Genomic DNA, 23,555 nt, shown 5'->3' with positions numbered 1-23,555 from the left:
GTATTAGGCACGCCGCCAGCGTTCGTCCTGAGCCAGGATCAAACTCTCCAATAAAGTTTGTTACTGGTTCAAAGCTGGCAAATCATTTAATGATAGACTCATTAACGCTTTCGCTGTTCAGTTTTCAAAGAGCATTTTCACTAGCACTTCAAAAGCGCTAGATTCACAATATACCATGTATCATTACTTAAAATCAACAGGTAATAATTGGTGTGTTTCATTTTGTTCCGCTCTTTTTGGAAGGCGGATTTTTAATATAACATGAGCGGTTCGTTTGATCAAATGCAATATTTGGTAATTAGTTATAGAAGAAGGCTACATCATAAGAGAAGCAGGAGATGCCTCCGTCTGACTACAGATAAAACAGAGACTGGAAGCCCGTCTTAATAGCAAAGGGATGCCCCACGAGTCTCCAACTTTATTTTCTCCGTCAATAGATTTTCACGCTACAACTATTAAAGAAGAGAAAGAATATCAACTCTTCCTCTCTTCGGACCGCTCCATTCTCTCACGAATCATCTCCACGAGAGCGTCCATATAGTCAGCCGAATCATTCAGAAATTCAGTGGAGACAAACTCCAGCCCGCAAGCTTCTGCTTTCACCCGGCAATGGATTCTGCAATCGAAAATCGCCTCTACATTTTCGGTCAAAGACAGCAAGTCACAGACAACGACTGCCTTGCCGCCTGACTCGGGCACTTTTTCAATCATTGCATGCACATCCGGTCCTAACCATTTCTGCGGGGCCGGGCCTGCGCTTCGGTAAGCGAGTTGCCACTTCTTGCAATCAGCTCGCATGGCGACCTCTTCAGCCAATTCTTTAAAAGCTTGGATGAACTCGTTGTTCACTTCTGGCACCCCCGGTTGACTGTGGGCTGTAAACAACACAGTCGCTTCGGAACGGTTCTCCACGGAGAGCCATTGCAGTGCCGTTCGTAGACGAAGACTGATCGCTTCTGCAATCCCCGGATAGCGGTGCCAATGATTGATTTCCACAACCGGAATGTTTGCACCGCTAGCTTCGAGCGCTTTTCGGACACTTTGATAATAGGCTGTTGTTCCCGTTCTCGAATACAAGGGGGACGTCGGAAACGCGTACAACTCAGTAACACCGTCTGCGACCATTTGTTGAACCGTCTCGTGCACAAAAGGAGACGTATGCTTCGTAGCTTGATAGATTTTGATTCGCTCGCCGCCTCCAGTTTGATTCAACCGACGCTCCAAGGCCAGCGCTTGCCGAGCTGTTACCGAGCCAAGCGGATCTGCAACGCCAATTGATTGAAAGCGTGTCTTGGCAGCCTTCAACGTATCCGGCAAAGGAACTTTGCCGTGAAACAGATGGGTATAAAAAGGCAGTACATCATCGATTGATTTCAGTGAGGCGTAAGACAACATGAGCAGGGCTTTCATCTGATTTTCGCAACTCCTTTTGGCTATTTTACATGAAGTCCTTGCTCTTGAACAAAAAAGACGACCTCTGATCGCTCGGAAGTCGTCGGTGTGTTATTTCCGTGTGTCTCTTATTTTTTTACAGAAGGCATAACACCCTCTGGAATCGGGCACTCATACGTTTGACCGCCCAGACGCTGTTTCAGCTCAGCTTTTGCCTGTTCAATCAGCTCTGGGTTTTTCAGCATGTCAATAGCTGTAGAAGCCATGACTTTCCCCGCATGCAGCATCCCTTTATGTGCCATGGATGTCGCCCCGAGGGACACCCATTGCCAGGAGTGCAGGGTGGAGCCGTTTATATAGCACGCAGTTGTGCATTGCGCAGTTGGCGTAATCCAGCTCACATCCCCTACATCTGTGGAGCCGTTCAGCGGGATTTTTGATCCGTCGTATGGATTGAGCCATGTCACCATGTCTGGTGCAGGCATGTCCGGTGACTGTTTTTCCGAAGTAGCGAGTTCCTGCTTGGACAGCGTCGCACGCATTTCTTTTGCCAATTGCAGTTCCGCTTCATCATGCACAGGGACGCCAAGCTCCTTGAAGTTTTTGTACATGACCTCTTCGAGCAGCTTGTTTTGCACCAGATTTGAACACGCTTTGTCGAATACGATCTCTACCTCTGTTTCGGTCATGAGCGCAGCGCCTTGGGCAATTTTGCATACGCGTTCGTAAATCTCCTGTACTTGATCAACCTTTGGCGCACGTATGAGGTACAGTACCTCTGCTTTTGGTTGAACTACATTTGGCGACAAGCCGCCGGCGTTCGTGATGGCATAATGCACACGCGCTTCCGGGATGATGTGCTCGCGCAAGTAGTTCACGCCGACGTTCATCAATTCCACCGCATCCAATGCGCTTCGACCGAGATGTGGACTTGCTGCCGCATGGGCGCTTTTTCCTCTAAACTTGAAGTAAATTTGATAGTTCGCAAGTGAATCGATGGACATGATACTGTTATACCCCATTGGGTGCCAGCAAAGTGCGAAGTCCACGTCGTCAAACAATCCTGCTCGCGCCATGAACGCTTTCCCGGAGCCGCCTTCTTCACCTGGGCAGCCGTAATAACGAACTGTCCCTGTCATGTTGTTCTCTTCCATGTACTCTTTCACGGCAACGGCTGCCGCAAGAGAAGCGGTACCGAGCAAGTTATGTCCGCAGCCATGGCCGTTTGCCCCCGCTACGAGAGGCTCTTCCGTAGTTTGGCCTTTTTTCTGGCTCATGCCCGACAGTGCATCGAACTCGCCCAAAATCGCCACGACGGGATTTCCGCTGCCAAAGCTTCCGATGAAAGCTGTCTTGATCCCACCTACACCGCGTTCAACCTTGAAGCCCTCTCCTTCGAGTGTTTGAGCCAGCAGTTCAGCCGATTGGTACTCTTCAAAACGCGTCTCCGCAAAGTCCCAAATCTGGTCGCTCACCTTGATGAAGGCATCTCGTTTTTTCTCAATCATTACTGCAATTCGCTCGGTATGCATTCGCAAACATCCTCCTCTGACCTCGTTGTCCACATGCTTTTTCGCTCAGGTAGGAACGTTTTTTACGTCAGCAATCGTCTGGCAATTCGGTTCAAAAGCGCTACGCTGCGTGGCAAAATCTCTTCTTGTATATCGAACTTCGGATGGTGGTGAGGCGCCGGGATATCCGTACCGATTGCCATATACGTTCCTTTTCCGCCACGATCCTGAACGCGTTTAATCATAAAGCTGGCATCTTCACTGCCCATCGAGTTGTACTCGCCGTGCTTAAAGGAATGGAAGCCTTCTACTTGCCGGGCTTCTTCCAGTGCCAGTTCTGCCATCTCCACATCGTAGTTGATCGGGATTGCTCCCCCGACGACTTCGATCTTGTAATCGAGCTCATGCATAGCGGCACTATGCGCGATGATGTTGCGTACACGGTTTTCTACTTCTTCATTTACTTCTTCGGTAATGGAGCGAGTCTCTACAACCATCTTGGCATAGGCCGGAATGATGTTCGCTGCTGTTCCGCCTTCTAACACACCCACATTGATTCTCGTATCACCCGTGCTGAAGCGGGGAATCGCATGAATGTTCAACAGGGCAGTAGCCGCTCCGAGCAATGCATTTTTCCCTTGCTCTGGCGACGCACCAGCATGAGAAGAAACACCGTAGAAATGCGCCATCATTTTCGTGGTAGCCAAAAATCCATAGGAACCGCCGTGTACCTCACCCAGCGGTACATTGACACCCAAATGGTTGCAGAAAATATAATCAACATCGTCCAAATGACCTTTCTCCACGATTGCGTATGCACCGCGAACACCTTCTTCGGCTGGTTGAAAGATCAGTTTGAGTGTACCGGAAAAATCTCCTGCTGCAAGCGCTTCTGCCAGTCCCAAGCCAATCGTGGTATGACCGTCGTGAGCGCAGGCATGCATGTTGCCTTCATAGTGGGAGCGGAAGCCATTCGCTTGTGGAAAATGGTCTTGCTCCCTACTTTCCAATACAGGCAGTGCATCCATGTCAAAACGGAAAGCAACCGTTGGTCCAGGTGCCTTCCCTTTCTTTACACCGATCACTGCTGTATAGCCACCGCGCATTTTTTCAGCGATCGCCGGGTTTGCACCGTCACGCAAAGCTCTTTCATACGTTTCCTGGAGAACCGCCTCGGAGGGCAAGCCCCGACGGGAATCTCCATCGATTGCTTCTTGTCCGTATATGACCTCATAGCCGAGGGACGTCAAAATCTCTACTACCTTGGAAGCGGTACGGAACTCCGTAAACCCCACCTCTGGATGTCTATGAAAATCTCTTCGCAACGAAACCAGATCCAACATCGTTCAATTCCTCCTGTTAACTCTGGAGCATGTCTTTTTCCATGCCCAGGTCCGATAGGCAAGCTGTAGAAATATGAGAAGACTGGCGAATGTAAACCCTTACAATATACGAATATTAAAAGACAATTTCGCTTAATTGAATTATATAGTTGGCTCGTTCTTTTTTCAATAGGAGTTGTTAGACTTATTGAAAAATAGAAAAATTTCGTCTCGTTGTTGTGGAGGGGAGGAAACAGGAGAAAACGCTCAGATTCTAGGGCCACCCGCTGGGGGATTGACTGCCCGACTCCATGCAAAAAGCGAAACCGCGTCCAAAGTGGTCCAATCAGGATGTGTTTCAGAGGTGGACGCTTAAGAGCGTGTTTCGCTTTTGGCATTGCGTCTCGGTCGGTGTCCCTAAGCTCTTCGCTTATTTCTCCTGTTTCCTCTACGAGCTTTCCATGTTTAAGGCGAGCATCACTTACGACAGAGAAGAATATTTCCAGACGTAGCGACTTGTGGAGTCCTACCGAGCGGAGAAGGGATTCGCGGGAAAAAGAAACGCAACCGTGCCCATACGACGTAGCGGCTACCACTTTTGCGTTTCCCCGCGAATCCCTTCGGAGCGGACAGTCATAACCCCCCAGCAGGACGGAGCCTGGAGCCTAGTCTGGAAATGTTCTTCTCTCCACTGCAGCCCCATGACATGAAAAAACACCCGAAACCTCTCGTCGGGTGCTTTCATTTCTTTAACTGATAAAGCTTCTTCGGACGCCCACGCACAGCCTGCTGCTCTTCCCCGCTGAACTCGGCCAGATCCACTTCGCACAAGCTGCCCATGATCCGCTGTGCATTTCGTACCGTCATCGACAAATGCGAAGCGATATCCGTCGTCGAAAACGACTTCCAGCCCATACGCTGAACCAGCGCACGCAGCTTGTGATACGATTTGACACTTACATTGGCCCGGTTTAGCTTCTCCAACAACTCGCGATCACTGGAGCGGAATGAATAGGCGAGCTCCTCTGTTTCTCCCACCGATTCCATCATGACGCCATTATCCTGTACAACGACAATGCCCGCCCCCGGTCGTTCTTTTGCATGCTGGATTGCTTTTCGCGCATTGTTTTCCGCAGAAAAAGCTGTATCCCCAAAGCCCACACCTACTGCAACCGGAACCTCTGCCTCCAAAGAGAGCTGTTCCACTGTTTGTCGGAGCATTTCAATTTCTCGTTGTATCGCACCACGCGAACTGAAAATCTGGTAGCGTCCGTTGCCATTTGCCAACAGGGAGCCGTCCAGCCGATCGCAGAGCGCAAGCAAAATTTGTCTGATCTTCAGCTCCAGATGCTGCAAGTAAAAGCGCGTGCTGGCCCGCTCAGGAATTTTGTCAAACTGTTCCAGCTCAATGATTTCTACCCCGATTTGTGTGTCCTTGAAATAGGAGCTTTTCACCTTTTCAATGACGATTTTCATCGCCTGACGAATCTCCATTTTCGTCATCAGGACACGATAGACAGGAATACCTTCCTCGCGCAGCGCATGTTCAACCACAGAAAACGTAGTGAATGCTCCTTGTGTCTTGCCTTCACGCCACAGCGATATATGAAACTGCGTGATCGCATCGAGGTCAAAATGCTCGTCGTACGTAGTAACGTAAATCTCCTCGTCCGGTATGTCCAGCTCCGACATCGACTCTCGCAAATGTGTCCCCTCCGACTCAATCATATCGATGGAAACACGGTTCACGGCTGTATTTTGGTCAATCGACATCTGAATGAAGCAGCGATACAAATTCGAACCGTTCGGCGGGCAATAGACGATATTGGCATCCGGGGTGAGCACGTTTTTGGCGATGGTAAACGGAACCGGCCCTGAGAAAAACCATCCGTTTAACTCTGGATGATGCTCCCGGACGATTTTGCTCACTTCACGTACGTCTTCATAACGAAAGGGGACAAATTCGATTTCATGCTCAAATTCATTGGCGACCGCCAGTATCCGCTCCACCGAAGGAAGCGGTCCTACAACACCGATTCTATACATAAGGGCGTTATCTCCTACCTGTTCTTGATCGACACCTTTTCCTCATTCATATCATGTACGCTTCTCTTTGTCCATCGAATGCCAAATGCGTTACTGAACGAAAAAAAGAACTGATGGCAATATACCCCTTAACCATCAGTTCGAACTTTATTTGAATAGGACTACTAGCGATTCAAGTTTTTAATGTACATGCCAGCAGCCACTTGTCCCTCGTAAACCCATCCTGGCGGAACAGGTGAATATTTGCTTACTAATAATACGGTTCCATAAGGAGCGCCAACGACATTCATGATCGTTTTGCTATCATAATTTTCTCGCGATACAACCCATCCAGTTGGAACGGGGGAGAACTTAGTCACATTAAAATCCGTGCGATAAGATGCTCCTATTACATATTTGATCACACGACCAGCTACTTCATCTCGTAAAACTACCCATCCTGCTGGAACGGGAGAATATTTGCTAACTCTTAATTCTGTACCATATGGAGCACCTGCTGTATTTTTAATTAGCTTGGAACCTAGGTCTTCACGAATGACGACCCAACCTGCTGGAACAGCAGCGGACTTACGAATCCATTCCTCATCCGAGCTCCATTTGGCAGAAACTAATGAATGTTCTTTCTGCTCACCAACACTAAATGGTGTGTTTGCGGCTTGAATCGGAGACGTTAACACTGCAGAAAATACGGCTACACCTAATGCTGAAAAAACCATTTTCTTAAACATAGTGATTCCCACCTCTCCTATCATTAATATCTACCAAAATATACCATAACTTTAAAAACGAGTAAATTTTTAAGAAAAATCAATTAATTCCATTCCACTATTTCTATCTATCAATAATCTAAGTAAATATTTTTTATCGAGAAACTAAAAAAATTTCTTTGCTATCGAAACCCTCAGCAAATATTCTGAATATACGTTTTCTATCATTTTAAGGGGGGTATTTATGAAAAAGGGACTGGCAATTGCAACCTGTCTTACCTTGCTTTTCGGGGTACTAGCGGGGTGCTCGAACTCTTCCGCACCTGCTGAACCCACTGGCTCCACTACACCTGCAGAAGCGACAAAAACAGAGCCCATGGTGTTAAAATGGAGCATTAACAGCGAGCCTCCTTCGATGGACCCTGGGATCGCCGTCGACGCGGATTCGTTTGACATGATTTACGCTGCCTTTGAAGGTTTGACCAGCTATGACCTGAATGGACAACTCGTCAATGCTACGGCTGAGAGCTTCACCAACTCGCCGGATTACATGAACTACACCTTCAAAATTCGCAAGGACGCCAAATGGAGCAACGGAGATCCTGTCACCGCCCATGATTTCGTCTATGCGATCAAGCGCAATCTCGATCCGAAAACAGCGTCCGAGTACGCCTATCAGCTTTACTACATTAAAGGAGGAGAGGAGTACAATACGGGGAAAGGCAAAGCAGAGGATGTAGGCGTCAAAGCTGTAGATGACTACACCGTCGAATTTAACCTAAAGGCCCCGACTCCGTTTTTCCGTGAACTAACCTTCTTCCCGACCCTCTTCCCGTTGCATCAAAAAACGCTGGAAGGAAACCCGAAATGGGCGAATGAAGCGAAAACCATCGTGGGAAATGGTCCCTTCATCATGGACACGTGGGAGCACAAAAGCAGAATCGTCTTTACGAAAAACCCGAACTACTGGGACAAAGACAACGTCAAGCTCGACCGGATTGAAATCGCTATGATCGAGGACAACAATACAGCGTTCTCGATGTTCGAAAATGGCGACATCGACTGGGGCGGCTATCCTGCCTCAACTCTTCCGACCGACGCAATCCCTACACTCAAAGATGCTGGCAAGCTGATGGTCGCGGATAATCCGGGCACGCAATCCGTTGTTTTTAATACAAACAAACCACCTTTCAATAACAAAAAAATTCGCCAAGCCTTCGCGTATGCCATCAACCGTCAGGAAATCATCGACAATATTTTGCAGACGGGTGTTCCAGCCGCCTATGGTTGGGTACCGACTTCCATGGGATTAAAGCCAGACGGCTACTTTAAAGAAGATCAGGCGAAAGCAAAAGCATTACTGGAAGAAGGTATGAAGGAGCTCGGACTCTCGACCTTCCCGACTGTTACCTACACCTTTGACACAAATGATACCAACAAAAAACTGGCAGAAGCCCTGCAAGATCAGTGGAAAAAGGCACTCGGTGTCAACGTGAAGCTGTACACGGCGGAGCTGAAGGTGTACCGGGACATGAGATCGCAAGCGAACTTTGACATGATCCGCTTCCAATGGGGCGCAGACTTCAATGACCCGATCAACTTCCTGGAGATGTTCCGTGATAAAACGGGCGGAAACAACCACCCGGATTGGGAAAATGCCAAGTTTAAAGAGCTGATCGATAAGAGTTACAACGAGCCTGATCTGGACGCGCGCAAAAAAATTCTGCTCGAAGCTGAGACGATTCTTATGGAAGAAATGCCGCTGGCTCCAATCAACTTCCGTGGAAGCCCTTATGTGAAAAACGACAAGGTGAAGGATTTCATCATCTTCCCGCTGGGCGGCGCTTACTTTAAATACACCTCGGTTAATCCGTAAAGAATAAAATCTTATTTTGTTTTGTGCGAACATAGTGGTGGGGAAGAGAAAAACGGGCTCCCTCCGTTGGTGGCACGCCAACGAGTAGCCTTTGTATACACGAGTTTCTTGAAACCACATAAATCAAAACAAAACAGGCTGTACCTGTCGCAATAGACGGTACAGCCTGTTTTATTACATTTACAATTACACAGTCAGCGTTTTTTGGTCGGTTCCGTGGTAAGCATTGGTATCCAGCTCTTTTGTCACTCTGCTCGTCAAGAGACCGGACGTCATGCTGCCGCTTACGTTTAGTGCTGTGCGGCCCATGTCAATCAACGGCTCAACGGAGATGAGCAGACCGACAATGGCAATTGGCAAATTCATCGTGGACAAGACGAGCAGTGCTGCAAAGGTCGCCCCGCCACCTACGCCTGCAACCCCGAAGGAGCTGAGCGCCACAACTGCGATCAGTGTCAGGATGAACGATGGTGTCAACGGATCAATTCCTGCGACAGGTGCTACCATGACAGCCAACATGGCTGGATACGTACCGGCGCAGCCGTTTTGTCCGATGGAGAGTCCAAAGGAGCCTGCGAAGTTGGCAATTCCCTCAGGAACCCCCATGCTTTGCTGCGTTTTTACATTCAGTGGCAACGCGCCCGCGCTCGTACGCGAAGTGAAGGCGAACGTCAGGACAGGGAATGCTTTTTTCACGTAGGTGATTGGATTCAATCCTGCAAACGTCAACAGCAGCAAATGAACGATAAACATGATGATCAGCGCCACATACGATGCGACAACGAACTTGCCCAGCTGCCAGATGGCATTGTAATCGCTGGTAGCTGCGACTCTGATCATGATTGCCAGTACACCATATGGCGTCAGGCGCAAGATCAATGTCACGATACGCATAGTGATCGTATGGAATGCATCGACGATTTTCGCAAACAATTCAGCTTGCTCCGGATTTTTGCGCTTTACCCCTAAATATGCTACACCGATAATCGCGGAGAAAATCACAACAGCAATTGTAGAAGTCGCCCGGTCTCCAGTCAGGTCGAGGAAAGGATTGGCTGGAAGCAGTTCCAGGATTTTCGCCGGCATGCTCAAGTTCTCGATATCACCCAAGCGCTGCTCCACCTGTTCGATCCGAGCAGATTCCGCATCCCCTTGCTGGAATTGTGCCCCGTCGAGATTAAATGCCAAGGTAGTCGAAATCCCGATCGCTGCCGCGACAGCAGTCGTCCCTACCAAAAGTCCGATAATCAGCGTACTGATTTTCCCAATGTTATTGGTTAGTTTCATTTTGGTAAAAGCCGATAAAATAGAGATGAATACTAGTGGCATTACGATCATTTGAAGCAGTTTCACATAGCCTTTACCTACAATGTTGTACCATTCGATAGTGGATTTGAGTACATCCGATTTGGCTCCGTATACGTATTGCAAAATGAGTCCAAATAAAATCCCGAGTCCGAGACCGACAAATACCCGCTTGGAAAAAGAAATATGCTTCTTTTGCATGGCATACAATCCAGCAATGAATAAGAGCAATAAAACAATGTTTACGATGATCAATAACGTCGACATATATTCCCCTCCCTTTCGTTTTATGTACCTCTCATTATTGTATTCGGTATAGATATAGTTATATTACCAACAATCCCTACTGGTCAAGTAAGAATTGTTTTTATATTATTCCAAACTGTCTTACAGAGGTACATAATGTCCGGCTGCAGTGGTGGGGAGGAAACAGAAGAAAACGCTCTGATTCTAGGGCCACCCCCTGCGGGATTGACTGCACGACTCCATGCAAAAAGCGAAACCGCGTCCAAAGTGGTCTCTTTCTCGAAGTTATTTCAGAGGTGGACGTTTAAGAGCGTGTTTCGCTTTTTGCATTGCGTCTCGGTCGGCGTCCCTAAGATCTTCGCTTATTTCCCCTGTTTCCTCTGCGAGCTATCCTTTCTAAACGAGTTTTTAATGCTTTAAAAGATGGAAGAATACACTCTCGTTACGCCAGAGAAGAATATTTCCAGACGTAGCGACTTGTGGAGTCCTACCGAGCGGAGAAGGGATTCGCGGGCAAAAGAAACGCAACTTGCTCGCGCTACGAAGCGGCTACCACTTTTTGCGTTTCCCCGCGAATCCATTCGGAGCGGGCAGTCTTAACCCTCAGCAGGACGGAGCCTGGAGCCTAGACTGGAAATATTCTTCTCTCCACTACAGCTCCGCATAAAAAACCAGGAACCGCCCATTTGGACGATCCCTGGTTCGTTAGTAATACGAAATTGTTTCGCTTATTTTAATTGCTTCACCACCAAACACCACAACCAAGTGATGACGACCGCACCAATGGCTCCGGCAATGACGTTGAAGCCTGCCCACATCCACAGCCAATCACCCAGTACCAAATCGCCCAGCCAGCTACCCAAAAGAGCAGCAATGAGCGAAGCCCACCAGCCTGATCCTGCCGCTTTTCCTGTACAGATCAAGCTCATTGCCCACCAAACGACCACACCGACGACAGCCCATACGAACCAGAACATTCGTACACACTCCCTCTCTCATGATGGTGACGCTTACATAAGGGCCAAAATAATGACTGATTATCTGTTACCATCATATTGAACAAAAGAGAAAGTGTGCATAGGCATTTAATTGGTATACAGTTCCGCTCGGCGGTTGGCTACGCTTGGCAATTTGCCCCGTACTCGCTCAATCCGACTTACATCCAGTTCTGCGATCAATAACGTTTCTTCTTCCCCTGCACTCGCTATCACGACACCCATCGGATCGACGAACATGCTGCGTCCGGCAAAAATATTTCCGACCTGGTCAGCCGCACATACGAACATTGTGTTTTCAATGGCACGCGCACGAACCAGCGTCTCCCAGTGATCCTCTTTCATCGCTCCCGCTACCCAGCCTGCTGGCACAAACAAAATATCGGCACCCTGGAGCGCAAACTGTCTCGCGATTTCCGGGAAGCGCACCTCGTAGCATACCATCAGCCCGATTTTGCCGAATTCCGTTTCCACCACTTGATACGGATTATCCCCAGGCGCGATGAAGTCCGATTCTGTGTAGGAAAAGGCATCGTATAAATGTGTCTTGCGGTACGCATGCAGCAGCTGTCCATCACGTCCTAGAAAAACAGTCGTATTGTAGGCACGATTTTCATCACCCTCGATGGATTCGAACACACCACAAACCACATAAACTCCGTGCTCGGAAGCGAGCTCTGCCAAGCCGGACACAAATAGACCATCCAGCTTTTCCGCTACCTCCGCTGGGGTTACTCCCGACTTTGGCGTGGCAGGTGCGCTGTACATTTCAGGCAAGATTACAAAATCTGCCCCTGCTGCCTTTGCTTTGGCAATGTAATCGGCTGCTTTTTGCAAATTTTGCGTCTTATCCATCGTCGCTGTCAGTTGTGCAATGGCTACTTTCACGAATATCCCCGTCCTTCCCATTCATACAAAGCTCTCGTTTTCTTACTTGCTAGTATAACTGATTTTGACAGAGTTCCAAGTAAATCTGCTTTACCAACTGGACGTCTTGTATATAATGGACTTGTCATCTTGCGTATAAATTTTCACCCTATTGAAAGCAGGTGAGTCCATGTCCATCCGTATCAAGCTGCTGCTCTCTTACACAGGGATGCTAGTCATCAGCTTGCTGACGTTTTTTGTAGCCGCCAGCCTGTTTACGATTGCGGCGACAGGCGATTTCAACAGCTTTCGCGATTTTTATAAAGTGCATTATCAGCTAAATCCGCTGACAGAACAAGAAGAGAATATTTTCCTTGAATTGAAATATCTCGCCAAGAATGAGCCGGATCAGTTGCAAAATCAGGAGCTGCTTGCCGATTACGATTTCAAGCTCAAAACGGTACGGGCCGGCCTATATGTCCGCAGAGAGAGCAATCAAGTCTTTACCTCTCCAACCATCAATCAGCCCGAGCTGGAAAACAGCTTGCCGCCCTATGACTTGAACAACAACCAGATTCGCAACACGTTCAACATCGGCGAAAGATTTTATGCGTATGCCAAGTTTGACTTCAAGTTTTCAGATGGCGCAAAAGGCAGTGTCTTTGTGATCCGCGAACGCAGTCCATTTGGTGAGGTTATCCGCAAACTGCTGCCGATGCTCGTGTTCCTCCTCCTCGGCGTCATTGTCATCGCAAACGTCCTGTTGTACCGCTGGATTACTCGTAGCGTCGTAAAACCGCTCGATTTACTGCGCAATTCGGCTGAGAACATCAAGGAAGGCAATCTGGACTTTGAGCTCCATCTGTACACGAAAGACGAGATTGGACAACTGAACGAAGCTTTCGAAAACATGCGCAAACGATTGCAGGAATCGGTGCGACTGCGCCTTGCGGACGAAGAAAGCCGCAAAGAGTTGATTTCCAACATCTCGCATGATTTACGGACACCGATTACCAATATCAAAGGCTACATCGAGGGAATCCGTGATGGCGTAGCTGATACCCCGGAGAAAATGGACAAGTACGTCAATATCATTTACTCCAAGGCAGTAGACCTCGACTTGCTCGTCGATGAGCTGTTTCTCTACTCCAAGCTCGATCTGAAGCAAGTGCCCTTTACATTTGAACATGTAGATATCGTGCGGTTTTTGGATGACTGCATCGACGAGCTGCACTACGATTTGGAAAAGAAGGGCATCACGATTCAGTGGAATCAACGCGCAGCAGAAGGCACCCTGGTCATCGCCGATCTGGAAAAAATCAAGCGCACCGTCTTAAACATCATTGGCAACTCACAAAAATACATGGATAAACCTGAAAAAATCATCTGCGTCTCGGTTCAAGCAGACCCTCATTGGGCCACCATTGAAATAAAAGACAACGGCACCGGTATTCCGCAGGAAGCCATTCCTCACCTATTCGAACGATTTTATCGAGTGGAGCAATCCCGTAATTCTTCCACGGGCGGTAGTGGTCTCGGACTGTCCATCGCGCGCCAGATCGTCGAGGGTCACGGCGGCAGAATCTGGGTGGAGAGCAAGCAAGGTGTAGGTACCAGCCTGTTCTTTACGTTAAAACGTACCCACAAACAATAGGAGGTGCACATTCCCATGTCTTCACGCATCCTCATCATTGAAGATGAGACGACCATCGCTCAACTGGAGCGGGATTATTTTGAACTGAACGGCTTTCAGGTCGATTTATGCCACTCCGGCAGCGAAGGCTTGCCGCTTGCCATCAATGGCGACTACAGTTTGATCATCGTTGATTTGCAGCTTCCGGGCATGGACGGCTTCGAATTGTGCAGCCAGATCAGACAAGTCAAGGAAGTGCCGATCCTGATCGTCTCCGCCAAAAAAGAAGAGATCGATAAAATCCGCGCCTTTAATCTCGGTGCCGATGACTATATTACAAAGCCGTTTAGTCCCAGCGAATTAGTAGCCAGAGCCAAAGCCCATCTGACAAGATACGAGCGTTTGACAGCCCGACAAACTCAACCAACGAACGCAGAAATTCACATTCGCGGTCTCGTCATCGACAAAGTATCGCGGAGAGTCTATGTACGCAATCAGGAAGTTATATTCACGACAAGAGAATTCAATCTGCTTGAATTTCTAGCGACTCACCCGAATCGGGTTTTTAACAAAAATGAACTGTTCGAACGAATCTGGGGCATGGATTCCAGCGGAGATATCGCGACCGTTACGGTGCATATTCGCAAGCTGCGGGAAAAAATCGAAGTCGATCCATCCAATCCGCAGTACATAGAGACTGTCTGGGGTGCCGGTTACCGATTTACTGTCTAAGCATAAACGCGAATACCATGATTATTACAAAAACCTTCAGTGAAAACGAGGACGGATTTTCCGCTCCACGTCAAAGCTGGAGGATTTTTTTTCAATAAAGGTCAGTTTATCTTTTTTTAAGAACCTTTTTAGATTCTATTAATCTCTTGTTTCTTGGCAGTTTATGTCTCTCGACTATTCTACAAGTAGTCAAGCAACACCCATTCAACCAATCTAAAGGAGGACCAACTGATGAAAAAGTTTTCCAATAAAATCGCGATCATGATGCTCGCAACTATTATGGGCACAGCATCCCTTCCTTACGCTGCATTAAACGTACAAGCGGCTTCCACTCCCCTGAATGCACAAGAAATTCAACAAGCCGTTACTGAACTCTCCAAGCTGAAAGTTATGCAAGGCAGTAACATTCACAATCAAGTTACGCGTGCCGAGCTGGCAAAAATGGTCGCACACACCTTTGGCTTGCAAGGCGGCAAAACAGATAAATCCGTAACGTTTACGGATGTGAAAGCAAATGACTGGTTCTATAAATACGCGGTTGATCTGGTATCCCTCGATATCATGCAAGCAAAAGATGGCCAATTTGATCCACGCGGAACCGTAACAGATGCTGAATTCGTGCAAATCGTCGCAAAAGCGCTCAAACGTGATGTGAAGTCGGTTAACTACTGGGCGGAACGCTTCTTCTCCGCAGACAGCAACGTTACGCGCGGTGAAGCCGCTTATCTGTTGAATGTGGCTCGCCAGGCAATCCCTTCCGATAAAGCAACCATCACGAGCGTACAATCCTTGAACGAAATTACATTGATTGTGACGTTCGACGCTCCGTTGACAGCAGAAAACGAAGCATTTGCCAAAGCAAAAGAAGACTTTGTCTTTAGCGATGGGCTGACACTGACCAATATGCCACGTCTGAAAACAGGTTCTACCAATACCTACATCGTGCCGACCTCGGTTCAAAAGCCAGGAACCACCTACACCCTGACATACAAAGGGAAAAAGGCGGGCACATTCGCAGGTAACGCAACCAAGATCGACATGACAGAAGTGCGACAAGTAACAAACGACACGTTTGAAGTCGAGTCCCTGCGAGCAAATGGTGTCATTGATTACGGATATGTCATCTCTGCCTACAGTGGAGGGCGCGGTGCAAATGCATTGGTGCTGGATCAAAACAACAGTGCAGACGGTAAAACGTATCAAATCATTTCTTCCATGCAAGCAAGACAAGTGATCATTACACCGGAAGGGGGACAACCAATCGTAGCGAAGTACGTGCCTTTCACACAATCAACAGACGGCAAGCAAGAAATTAAATTCCGTCTCCCAGAAGGCCAAGTCCTGACTCCAGGCGTTACGTACACCATTACGTCCGACTGGGCGAATATCGCAAATCCAACCTTCGTCGCAAAAGAAATCGCTCCGCTCGAAATTAGTGAAGCCAAAGCAGTTAATGAAACTTCTATCACCGTTTCCCTCACAGAGGACCCGGGTGACGAGCTGTTCTCCGGACGCAGCGTAGAACTCACTAGTGCAGACGGAGAAAAACTGCTGGCGACGTACAAATATTCCAGCCGCAAAGGTACAACAGGCGTGTTTGACATCCAGCAAGATGGTAAACTGAAAGCAGGTAGCACATACACGGTAACACCTGTCGGCGATTGGGCTGGCAAATCTTCTGCCGAGCTGACAATCGAGTAGTCTTTGTAAGTGTTCAAAAACTGACTTTATGAGCTACCTCTTTTGTGTGATGCAGGTATCCAAATCAAAAGAAAGGTGTGGGCTCGCTGTGCTGTATGCAGGTCTTTTGACCGCTGTCGTTATTCTGTCAGGGTGTGAAATGAATTGGAATACCATCCTGACGAGTGGCGAGCAGCAAGCAACCCGGGCGGTGAAAATTGAAATGGATAAGCTGAATCAAGCCTTATTGACAGCAACCAGTCAAGGAGACAAAGCAGCGATTGAGAGGCTGCTTGCAGAAGGCGCGGATATTGACGCCACCGATAGTAGGGGCCGGACCTCTGCAATGATCGCGGTCCACTCCGGTCAACTAGACGTTTTCAACTTGTTGGTTGAACGCGGAGCCAACGTCAACATCCGAGACAACAACTTAGACAATCCCTTGCTCTACGCTAGCGCAGCAGGCCAGCTCGCATTCGTAAAAGCCTCGATAGCAGCAGGTGCCGACACTACCATTACGAACCGTTTTGGCGGAACGGCCTTGATTCCTGCGGCTGATCGTGGACATGTCGAGATCGTCAAGGAACTGCTCACCACCTCCGATGTCAACATTGATCATGTCAACAGATTGGGCTGGACCGCTCTCTTGGAAGCAGTGATTTTGGGCGATGGTGGCAAGAAGCATCAGGAAATCGTGAAGCTGCTGATCGAGCACAATGCCAATGTCAATCTCGCTGATCACGATGGTGTGACGCCTCTGGGACATGCGAAGAAGCATGGCTACAAAGAAATGATCGAAATGCTCACGCAGGCTGGTGGAAAATAAGAACATCTATAATGGAAGAAACAAAGGATAGGATCGTCAGAACTCATCTGACCCCTATCCTTTTTCTTATTTCCTAGACCAAAAGCCCCTGCAAAACTCAAAACTTTTTCCATATTCAGGCGTCAATTACTAGTGGACTATTCCATTATACCTACACCATTTTGATAGGAGCCTGTTTTACATGACCGTCAGCTCGTATACATCGATTTTGGAAACGGACAAACGCATCCGAAAAGCTTCTCCTAACCTTGAAGCTAAGGTGGAGATGTACAAGCTCTTTCTTGCTTCTACAGACGCTATTGAAATCCATATGAGTAACCTGACGCATCCTTTGACTACCATCAGAATCTATGACATCCATCGAACAAAACTTGCAGAAGCTGAATATAGTCCGAACGCCCCCATCATCCTTCCGTTTTTTCCGGAGGAAGATGGCCTTTACTACGTGCAGCTGACGATTGGACCTGATCCGGACCCGCAGCACACCTACCAACTGCATGTGGATAAGTACAAACGCCTATCGGGAATCATCCATCAATCGGAGGAATTTTCCGCAGAAAATGGTCCGTACATGATCGGACCAGAGGATGCCATCATAGCTGCTGGGACCTCCATCAGCTTTGAAGCAGGTACATCCATCAACGTACGCTGCCAAAACAAGATCGTCGTCCAAAACGGGGCTTCTATTTCTTTTCGCGGGGAACCGGACAAACCTGTCGTCGTCATCGGCGCCATAGACGATACAACCCCGCACCGTTGGAATCAGCTCGTTTTATCTCCCTTGGCTGAGGCAACCTTCCAGCACATCATTGTGCAATACGACAACGATGAAGACGGCGTGGACTTCTTGACCTCAGCGGCCCCTTTCGTGGCAATCGCCTCATCCGTTGAGGAATTCGAGTCAACGGTTGCCAAAGCGAACTATGTGGAGCGGGCCGCAGTCATATCTCCCTCTTCTCGCCTGGACTTCATCAAAACTTGGTTCCAGCAGTCCAGCCCTTATCGTTTCCATATTTTTAGCGACCTCCTGCCTGAGCTTTATTTCGGCATTGATGTCGCCACCTTTGCGCGATGGGAAACGGATACGAAGCGGATTAACGAAGAACGTGTAGAAGCTGGCGAAATCAATTACTGGGATTTTGTTAACGGCAACTTCACTGCTGATTTGATAGAAGCGACGTATCTGTTTGCCAATAATGAGAGCAGCCCGGAGCTGCGGATCCAACGATTGATTGATTTTCTGATCATCGCGCAAAAATGGAGAAGAAAACACGGGTGCTTCAGCCTGTTCGACCTGCTCGATCCGTTTCACGATTACGACGAGGAGTTTTACAAAACGTTTGAACAGATGTCGTCCGCCTTCTGGCTCGCGCACAATACGTCCATTATTCACTGGGATACTCTTTCACGAGAGCTCGGCATTTGGCAAAAAGAAAGTTTCTTCGAACGGCAATTCATCAACTCTGTCATGATTCGTCTGCACTTCGCAGCTGATCTGCCGTTCTCCCTTCCCGGGTACGGAAACAACATTCCACCCGTCGGCTTTCTCGGTATTTCCATTCACTTTGGCCCGTTCCGCTATCCAGAGGACTATCCGGCTCCCGAGCCTGAATTCGACGTCAATTACGGCGAACTCTCTACAGCTAGCTATGTGAAATTTATGTTCGAATCGTTGCTCAATGGCAAAACGAATCCCGTCTACACGTGGTGGATCCCTACACAAGCGGATAAGGAGCTGTTTCGAACCTTACAGGAAAAGGGGATTTCGCTGGATTCCCCTCCGGAAGATTGGGATCGCGAATTCGTGCAACCTGCTAGAAAAACGCTGGAGGAAATTCGGGCATTCTACCTTAACCCTACTGCAAGTGAAAGGTTCACCTCCAACTGTTGAGGTCGGGAGAAGCCATGCCACAAGTCTTTCGAACAGCAGATGATTATTTCGGGGGTTAGACCTTTTTGATAGTTATGTCTGGAAGTCTTTTGGAGGAGATATTCTTTTGTTTCATCATCTTGGGTAATCTGTAGAAAGTATTTCGATTTAAATCTTTTGAATGAACGCTCAGGGAAGCACACAAAGCTACGTGGAAAGAAGCCTCCCCAAGTAGGAAGGCTTCCTCCTTAATTCACAAAATTTTTCCCATAGTAAATCTCGTCCATCTCTATTTGCAATTGCTTCGCAATATCCTCCTGCTCCTCCGGTGTCAGCCTATCCTTCGTGTATCCAAACAAATAATTGTTCAGATCAAATTCCCTGCGTTTGCATTTGGTATGGAAAATATTATCCTGGTACACATTCACATCAATCATGTGGAACAAGTCCTTAATTTCCTCGGGAATATAATTTTGGATGGAACTGATGTCGTGATCGATAAACAGCTTGTATCCATGTATATCCCGGGTAAAACCCCGCACCTTGTAATCAATTGTCATCAGGTCTGTATCAAACGAACGAATTAAATAATTGAGTGCTTTGAGCGGAGAAATTTCGCCACAAGTCGACACGTCGATATCAGCCCGGAATGTACTGATGCCCTCTGTTGGATGGTACTCTGGGTACGTATGAACCGTAATATGGCTCTTGTCCAACTGTAGCACTACATTCTCAGGTAAAGGCCCGGGAGATTCCTCATAAGATTCATTAGGGACTTCTACGACCGGCCCCTCGGATACAAGAAAAGTGACGCTCGCGCCTTGAGGTACATAATCTTGTTGGGCGACATTCAGTACATGTGCGCCGATAATATCCGACACGTTTTTTAGGATATTCGTCAATCTCTCTGCATTGTATTGTTCATCTATGTATTCGATATACGCTTCCCGTTCCGCTTTTGTTTTGGTGTAGCAGATGTCGTACATGTTGAAGCTGAGTGACTTGGTCAAATTGTTGAAGCCATGCAGCGTAACGTTTTGTTCTGTTTTTTGTTCCAAGCGTCATTTCCCCCTGTAGTAGCATCCAAAACTCGTTTGGTCTTACTTTTTCCTCCATCTCGTTCATAAATACCCACTACTTTTGTCCTATCAAAAATTGATTCAATAGCATCAGGGAAACTTAACAGAATATGGTTCTAATCCCCTTGGTTTAGTGATAAAATATCGAAGTGTGTCAAAATTTAGAAGAAAGGGGGAAATTATCATGCATTGGTATACAAGCGTATTGAAAAAATACGTCGCTTTTACAGGAAGAGCTAGACGTCAAGAATATTGGATGTTCACTTTGTTCAACATCATCGTATCTCTGGTAATTGCTCTCGTAGACTCATTAATTGGTACAGCATCTGTTTTGGGCATGATTTATTCACTAGCAGTATTACTGCCTAGTTTGGGCGTAACTGTTCGCCGATTGCACGATACAGGAAGAAGTGGTTGGTGGGTCCTTCTTGGATTAATTCCTTTTATCGGTGCTATTATTTTGATCGTATTCTTGTGCCAAGACAGCCAAGGAGACAACCAATACGGTGCGAATCCTAAAACTTCGCAATCCTTCTAATGTCTTCAACACCTCTCCTCATAAGGGAGAGGTGTTTTATTTTTGGCCCAAAGAAAAAACGGCAGTTCGGGGCTCCCCAAATGCCGTTTTTCCACTACCGTTTTACGCCTCGTCCCAAAAACGTCGCAGGTTGTCCATCCCGATCTTGGAACCTTCTCTACACTCCTCCATGCCTTCGAACTCAACCGTGATATAGCCATCATAGCCAGAGTGCTTGACCAGCTTGACGACTTCGCGTATGTTGATGTCGCCTTGTCCGACTATCGCTCCACGCAGGAAGTTGCCATTGACGGTCTTGAACCATTTGCCAGCGCCTGGGTCATGGTAGGACGGACGGAAGTAGAAATCTTTAAAATGGACGAGCGAAGCATAAGGCAGATTTTTTTGCACACCAACCAGCGCAGCTTCGTCCACACACATGAAGTTTCCGATATCCAGCGTCGTTTTGAAATTCGGGCGGTTGACCTCATGCAAGACACGCTGCACGCGATCACTTGCCTGCACCAGCCAGCCGTGATTCTCGATTGTCGTCGTTATTCCGAATTGCGCGGCATAATCAGCGATTCGACGGCTGCCCTCAACCATCTCAGCCAAATGCTTTTCAAAGTATTCGATCGTCGTCTCCTCTACGGGAACAGTAAAAGCAGACACGTCGTGGCGCATATGCTTGATACCCATGCGGTGCAGCAGATCGACATGTGTTTTTACACGTGCGACTTCTGCTTCGAAGGCTTCTTCGTCTGGTTGAATAAAGTTGGTCGGCATCGAGTAGTTGGACAGCTCAATCCCTACCGCTTTTGCCTTATCCCGAACAGCGTCTGCCAATTCGTAGTTATCAACTAGTGTAAAACCGTATGGCACAATTTCCATGTGTTCACCGCCGTTATCCGCGATCCATTGCACGACATCCAGTACATCCATTTCCCCAGCTCGGATTGCTGTCAGTAGACTGTAAGTGCTCAATCCAATTTTCATCCGTTCCACCTCGTTTGATTTATTTGTATAGAAAGGCTACAGCTCATCATGATGAGAAATGCACCTTGTTGATAGTCACGGCTTGCTTCAGACGATGAGATTCATAGGCTGCCTTCACCACTTCTAGCGTCCGCAGTCCATCCTCTCCTGTAATAGACGGAGGTCGGCTTTCCATGACATTTTGCACAAAATCAGATATAAGCCGTTCATCCATATCCACAGCCCAAGGCAGATTTTGCAGCTTCGAATCGCGGTCATTGTAATAGAGCGCGTGTTGCTTGAAGACATCGATGTCCAACGTGCCTTTGGTGCCGACAATCCGCATCGTCACATCTCCCCACGTCGGGAACGTCTTCGGTCTCGACCAGCTCGGATCGATTCCAACAATTACGCCAGACTCCATTTCCACAAAAACCAGTCCACAATCCTCTACCTCCAACTCGTAAAAACGTGTGTCCAGCTCAGCGTAGACGCTTTTTACTTCGTCCTGGAGCATCCAGCGGACGAGGTCCATCAGATGGACGATGTGATCCGTCGCTGCCCCACCGCCAGACAGCTCCTTTTCAATGAACCAGCCACCTGGCATTTGTCCGTGGTTCGTGCCATCGATGGCGAGAATGTCTCCAAGAGCACCCGACTGAACGATCTGCTTGACACTTTCCATCACGGGTGCAAATCGGACAGGATAGGCAACCTGGAGCATGACACCTTCCTCTTTGCAAACCTGAATCATTTCGCGTGCATCCGCAATCTCGGTGGCAATTGGTTTTTCGCAGAGAATGTGCTTTTTCGCTCGCGCTGCCGCAATCACGTGCTCCTTGTGCTTGGCATTTTCCGAGCAAACAATGACCGCGTCGATACCGGATTGCAAAAAGGCATGCAGATCTTGATAAAAATTAAGCTGGTAGGCAGTGGCCACTTCCTCTCCACGGCGAGAATCATCATCCCAGACTGCTATCAGCTGCGCATCCAGGTGCTTCTGCAAATAAGTAGCGTAGCTATGGGCATGCATATGGGCGAAGCTGATAATTCCTACCTTCATCCTTCGCCACCTCCAAGCATGAGACTCACAGGTTGTCCCGTCCTGACCGATTCTCTCGCCGCCGAAGCGATATCGAGAGCCGCGAGCAGATCACGAGAATACAGACGTGGTACTTCCTGTTTCTGTACACAGCGAACGAAATGCTCCCGCTGTCGCTGCATCAGATCCATCCGTAGGAATGTTGTCGAAAGAAACTGCTCTCCCCGACTCCAGCGAATGGGGGTGCTTTCCCGGCTATCATGGGCAATCATACCTTGATCACCGGTAAGCTCAAAGGAACCATGTTCTGTCTCCTCGGCCCAAGATAGCTCTACATGGGCAATTGCCCCGCCTGCCATTCGAAGCATGACCAACGCATAATGGACGATCTGTCCTGACTCATTTATGTGCTTGACCTCTCGCGCCATCACTCGCTCAACCTCGCCGAACGTCCAACGCAGCCAGTCGAATTCACCTATTCCAAGCGCTTGAAAAATGCATTTGTCGGCATTCGGGGATGATGGAGGAGCACCTCTTCGCAAGCGAATGACGCCTGCTTTGCCTACTGCCCCATTCTTTATTTGCTCCTGTGCTTGCTCGTATTCCGGAGCAAAACGCAGTGTATTGGCGAATTGCAGCACGATATCATACTGATCGCACAAACTGATTCCATCACGTCCTAGAGCAGTACCGTCTGCGCATAAAATATGCTTTCCCGCCTGGGCCGCAAGCGTCACCCATGGGTCAGCGCTGTCCGCAACCCAGCCAATATCCACGATATCCACTTTTGTTCCCTGCAAGATTTCGCGCAAAGAAGACAAGCTGTCGGCCACACCTACAATCTCTGCCTCTTTGATCCGAAGCCAAGCCTGCGATTCTTTGACGCTTGTTCCCGCTTCCCCTGCGACTACAACTTTTACCATGATCCCGCTCC

19 protein-coding genes and 1 rRNA gene (1 of these 20 cut by a window edge) are annotated in these 23,555 nt (G+C 48.1%); 7 read left to right on the top strand and 13 right to left on the bottom strand.

Annotated elements, in window-relative coordinates; translation table 11 throughout:
- From HP567_RS07075 to HP567_RS07050, 6 genes are all read right to left on the bottom strand, one after another.
- Positions 1-54, bottom strand: a 16S ribosomal RNA gene (locus HP567_RS07075); it reaches 1,480 nt to the left of the window's first position.
- A gap of 420 nt (positions 55-474) precedes the next feature.
- Entirely contained in the window at positions 475-1,410 is a 936-nt protein-coding gene (gene hemH, locus HP567_RS07070; RefSeq protein WP_173610505.1) for a ferrochelatase, read from the bottom strand.
- A gap of 110 nt (positions 1,411-1,520) precedes the next feature.
- Positions 1,521-2,924: a M20 family metallopeptidase gene (locus HP567_RS07065; RefSeq protein ID WP_173610506.1), complete on the bottom strand. Its 1,404-nt coding sequence runs from the start codon at positions 2,922-2,924 to the stop codon at positions 1,521-1,523.
- A gap of 62 nt (positions 2,925-2,986) precedes the next feature.
- On the bottom strand, positions 2,987-4,246 hold the full coding sequence (locus HP567_RS07060) for an amidohydrolase (RefSeq protein WP_173610507.1): 1,260 nt from the start codon (positions 4,244-4,246) through the stop codon (positions 2,987-2,989).
- 720 nt (positions 4,247-4,966) lie between these two features.
- On the bottom strand, positions 4,967-6,271 hold the full coding sequence (locus HP567_RS07055) for a hypothetical protein (protein ID WP_173610508.1): 1,305 nt from the start codon (positions 6,269-6,271) through the stop codon (positions 4,967-4,969).
- A gap of 164 nt (positions 6,272-6,435) precedes the next feature.
- Positions 6,436-6,999: a hypothetical protein gene (locus HP567_RS07050; protein WP_173610509.1), complete on the bottom strand. Its 564-nt coding sequence runs from the start codon at positions 6,997-6,999 to the stop codon at positions 6,436-6,438.
- 223 nt (positions 7,000-7,222) lie between these two features.
- On the opposite strand from HP567_RS07050, the gene HP567_RS07045 reads away from it, so the two are divergent.
- Positions 7,223-8,854, top strand: a complete 1,632-nt coding sequence (locus HP567_RS07045; RefSeq protein WP_173610510.1) for a peptide ABC transporter substrate-binding protein — start codon at positions 7,223-7,225, stop codon at positions 8,852-8,854.
- 186 nt (positions 8,855-9,040) lie between these two features.
- On the opposite strand, the gene HP567_RS07040 is transcribed toward HP567_RS07045, so the two are convergent.
- The 3 genes from HP567_RS07040 to HP567_RS07030 all read right to left on the bottom strand — a co-directional run bounded on the left by HP567_RS07040 (position 9,041) and on the right by HP567_RS07030 (position 12,288).
- Positions 9,041-10,426, bottom strand: coding sequence for an L-cystine transporter (locus tag HP567_RS07040; RefSeq protein WP_173610511.1), 1,386 nt, complete (start codon positions 10,424-10,426; stop codon positions 9,041-9,043).
- 707 nt (positions 10,427-11,133) lie between these two features.
- Positions 11,134-11,382 (bottom strand): hypothetical protein, encoded by a 249-nt coding sequence (locus HP567_RS07035; protein WP_056490663.1) that lies wholly within the window; start codon positions 11,380-11,382, stop codon positions 11,134-11,136.
- A gap of 108 nt (positions 11,383-11,490) precedes the next feature.
- The gene (locus HP567_RS07030) at positions 11,491-12,288 is read right to left on the bottom strand and encodes a carbon-nitrogen hydrolase family protein (RefSeq protein ID WP_173610512.1); all 798 of its coding nucleotides are present in this window, start codon (positions 12,286-12,288) and stop codon (positions 11,491-11,493) included.
- 169 nt (positions 12,289-12,457) lie between these two features.
- Between HP567_RS07030 and HP567_RS07025 the strand changes: the two genes are divergently transcribed.
- From HP567_RS07025 to HP567_RS07005, 5 genes are all read left to right on the top strand, one after another.
- Positions 12,458-13,921, top strand: coding sequence for a sensor histidine kinase (locus tag HP567_RS07025; protein ID WP_173610513.1), 1,464 nt, complete (start codon positions 12,458-12,460; stop codon positions 13,919-13,921).
- 15 nt (positions 13,922-13,936) lie between these two features.
- The gene (locus tag HP567_RS07020; protein WP_173610514.1) at positions 13,937-14,632 is read left to right on the top strand and encodes a response regulator transcription factor; all 696 of its coding nucleotides are present in this window, start codon (positions 13,937-13,939) and stop codon (positions 14,630-14,632) included.
- A gap of 231 nt (positions 14,633-14,863) precedes the next feature.
- Positions 14,864-16,333, top strand: a complete 1,470-nt coding sequence (locus HP567_RS07015) for an S-layer homology domain-containing protein (protein WP_173610515.1) — start codon at positions 14,864-14,866, stop codon at positions 16,331-16,333.
- 139 nt (positions 16,334-16,472) lie between these two features.
- The gene (locus HP567_RS07010) at positions 16,473-17,138 is read left to right on the top strand and encodes an ankyrin repeat domain-containing protein (RefSeq protein WP_173610747.1); all 666 of its coding nucleotides are present in this window, start codon (positions 16,473-16,475) and stop codon (positions 17,136-17,138) included.
- 181 nt (positions 17,139-17,319) lie between these two features.
- Positions 17,320-19,029, top strand: coding sequence for a hypothetical protein (locus HP567_RS07005; protein ID WP_173610516.1), 1,710 nt, complete (start codon positions 17,320-17,322; stop codon positions 19,027-19,029).
- 227 nt (positions 19,030-19,256) lie between these two features.
- Here the strand turns inward: HP567_RS07005 and speD are convergent, their stop codons facing one another.
- Complete coding sequence (gene speD / locus HP567_RS07000; RefSeq protein WP_173610517.1) at positions 19,257-20,066, bottom strand: adenosylmethionine decarboxylase; 810 nt, start codon at positions 20,064-20,066, stop codon at positions 19,257-19,259.
- Positions 20,067-20,271: 205 nt separating this feature from the next.
- Between speD and HP567_RS06995 the strand changes: the two genes are divergently transcribed.
- Positions 20,272-20,625: a DUF805 domain-containing protein gene (locus HP567_RS06995; RefSeq protein ID WP_173610518.1), complete on the top strand. Its 354-nt coding sequence runs from the start codon at positions 20,272-20,274 to the stop codon at positions 20,623-20,625.
- Between the two features lie 102 nt (positions 20,626-20,727).
- Here HP567_RS06995 and HP567_RS06990 read toward each other — a convergent pair whose 3' ends face one another.
- From HP567_RS06990 to HP567_RS06980, 3 genes are read right to left on the bottom strand one after another with little or no spacing between them, the layout of a single operon-like run.
- A complete protein-coding gene (locus HP567_RS06990) occupies positions 20,728-21,600 on the bottom strand; it encodes a sugar phosphate isomerase/epimerase family protein (protein ID WP_173610519.1) in 873 nt (290 codons plus the stop codon).
- Between the two features lie 46 nt (positions 21,601-21,646).
- Positions 21,647-22,642 carry a Gfo/Idh/MocA family protein gene (locus HP567_RS06985; protein ID WP_173610520.1) on the bottom strand — a complete coding sequence of 332 codons (996 nt, stop codon included), beginning with the start codon at positions 22,640-22,642 and terminating at the stop codon, positions 21,647-21,649.
- Positions 22,639-23,544, bottom strand: a complete 906-nt coding sequence (locus HP567_RS06980) for a Gfo/Idh/MocA family protein (protein WP_173610521.1) — start codon at positions 23,542-23,544, stop codon at positions 22,639-22,641. Before HP567_RS06980 ends, HP567_RS06985 begins: the two co-directional genes overlap by 4 nt.
- Positions 23,545-23,555 lie beyond the last annotated feature (11 nt).

The sequence above is a fragment of the Brevibacillus sp. M2.1A genome (assembly GCF_013284355.2).
GTDB lineage: Bacteria > Bacillota > Bacilli > Brevibacillales > Brevibacillaceae > Brevibacillus.
This window is presented reverse-complemented; position numbering and strand designations above follow the sequence as displayed.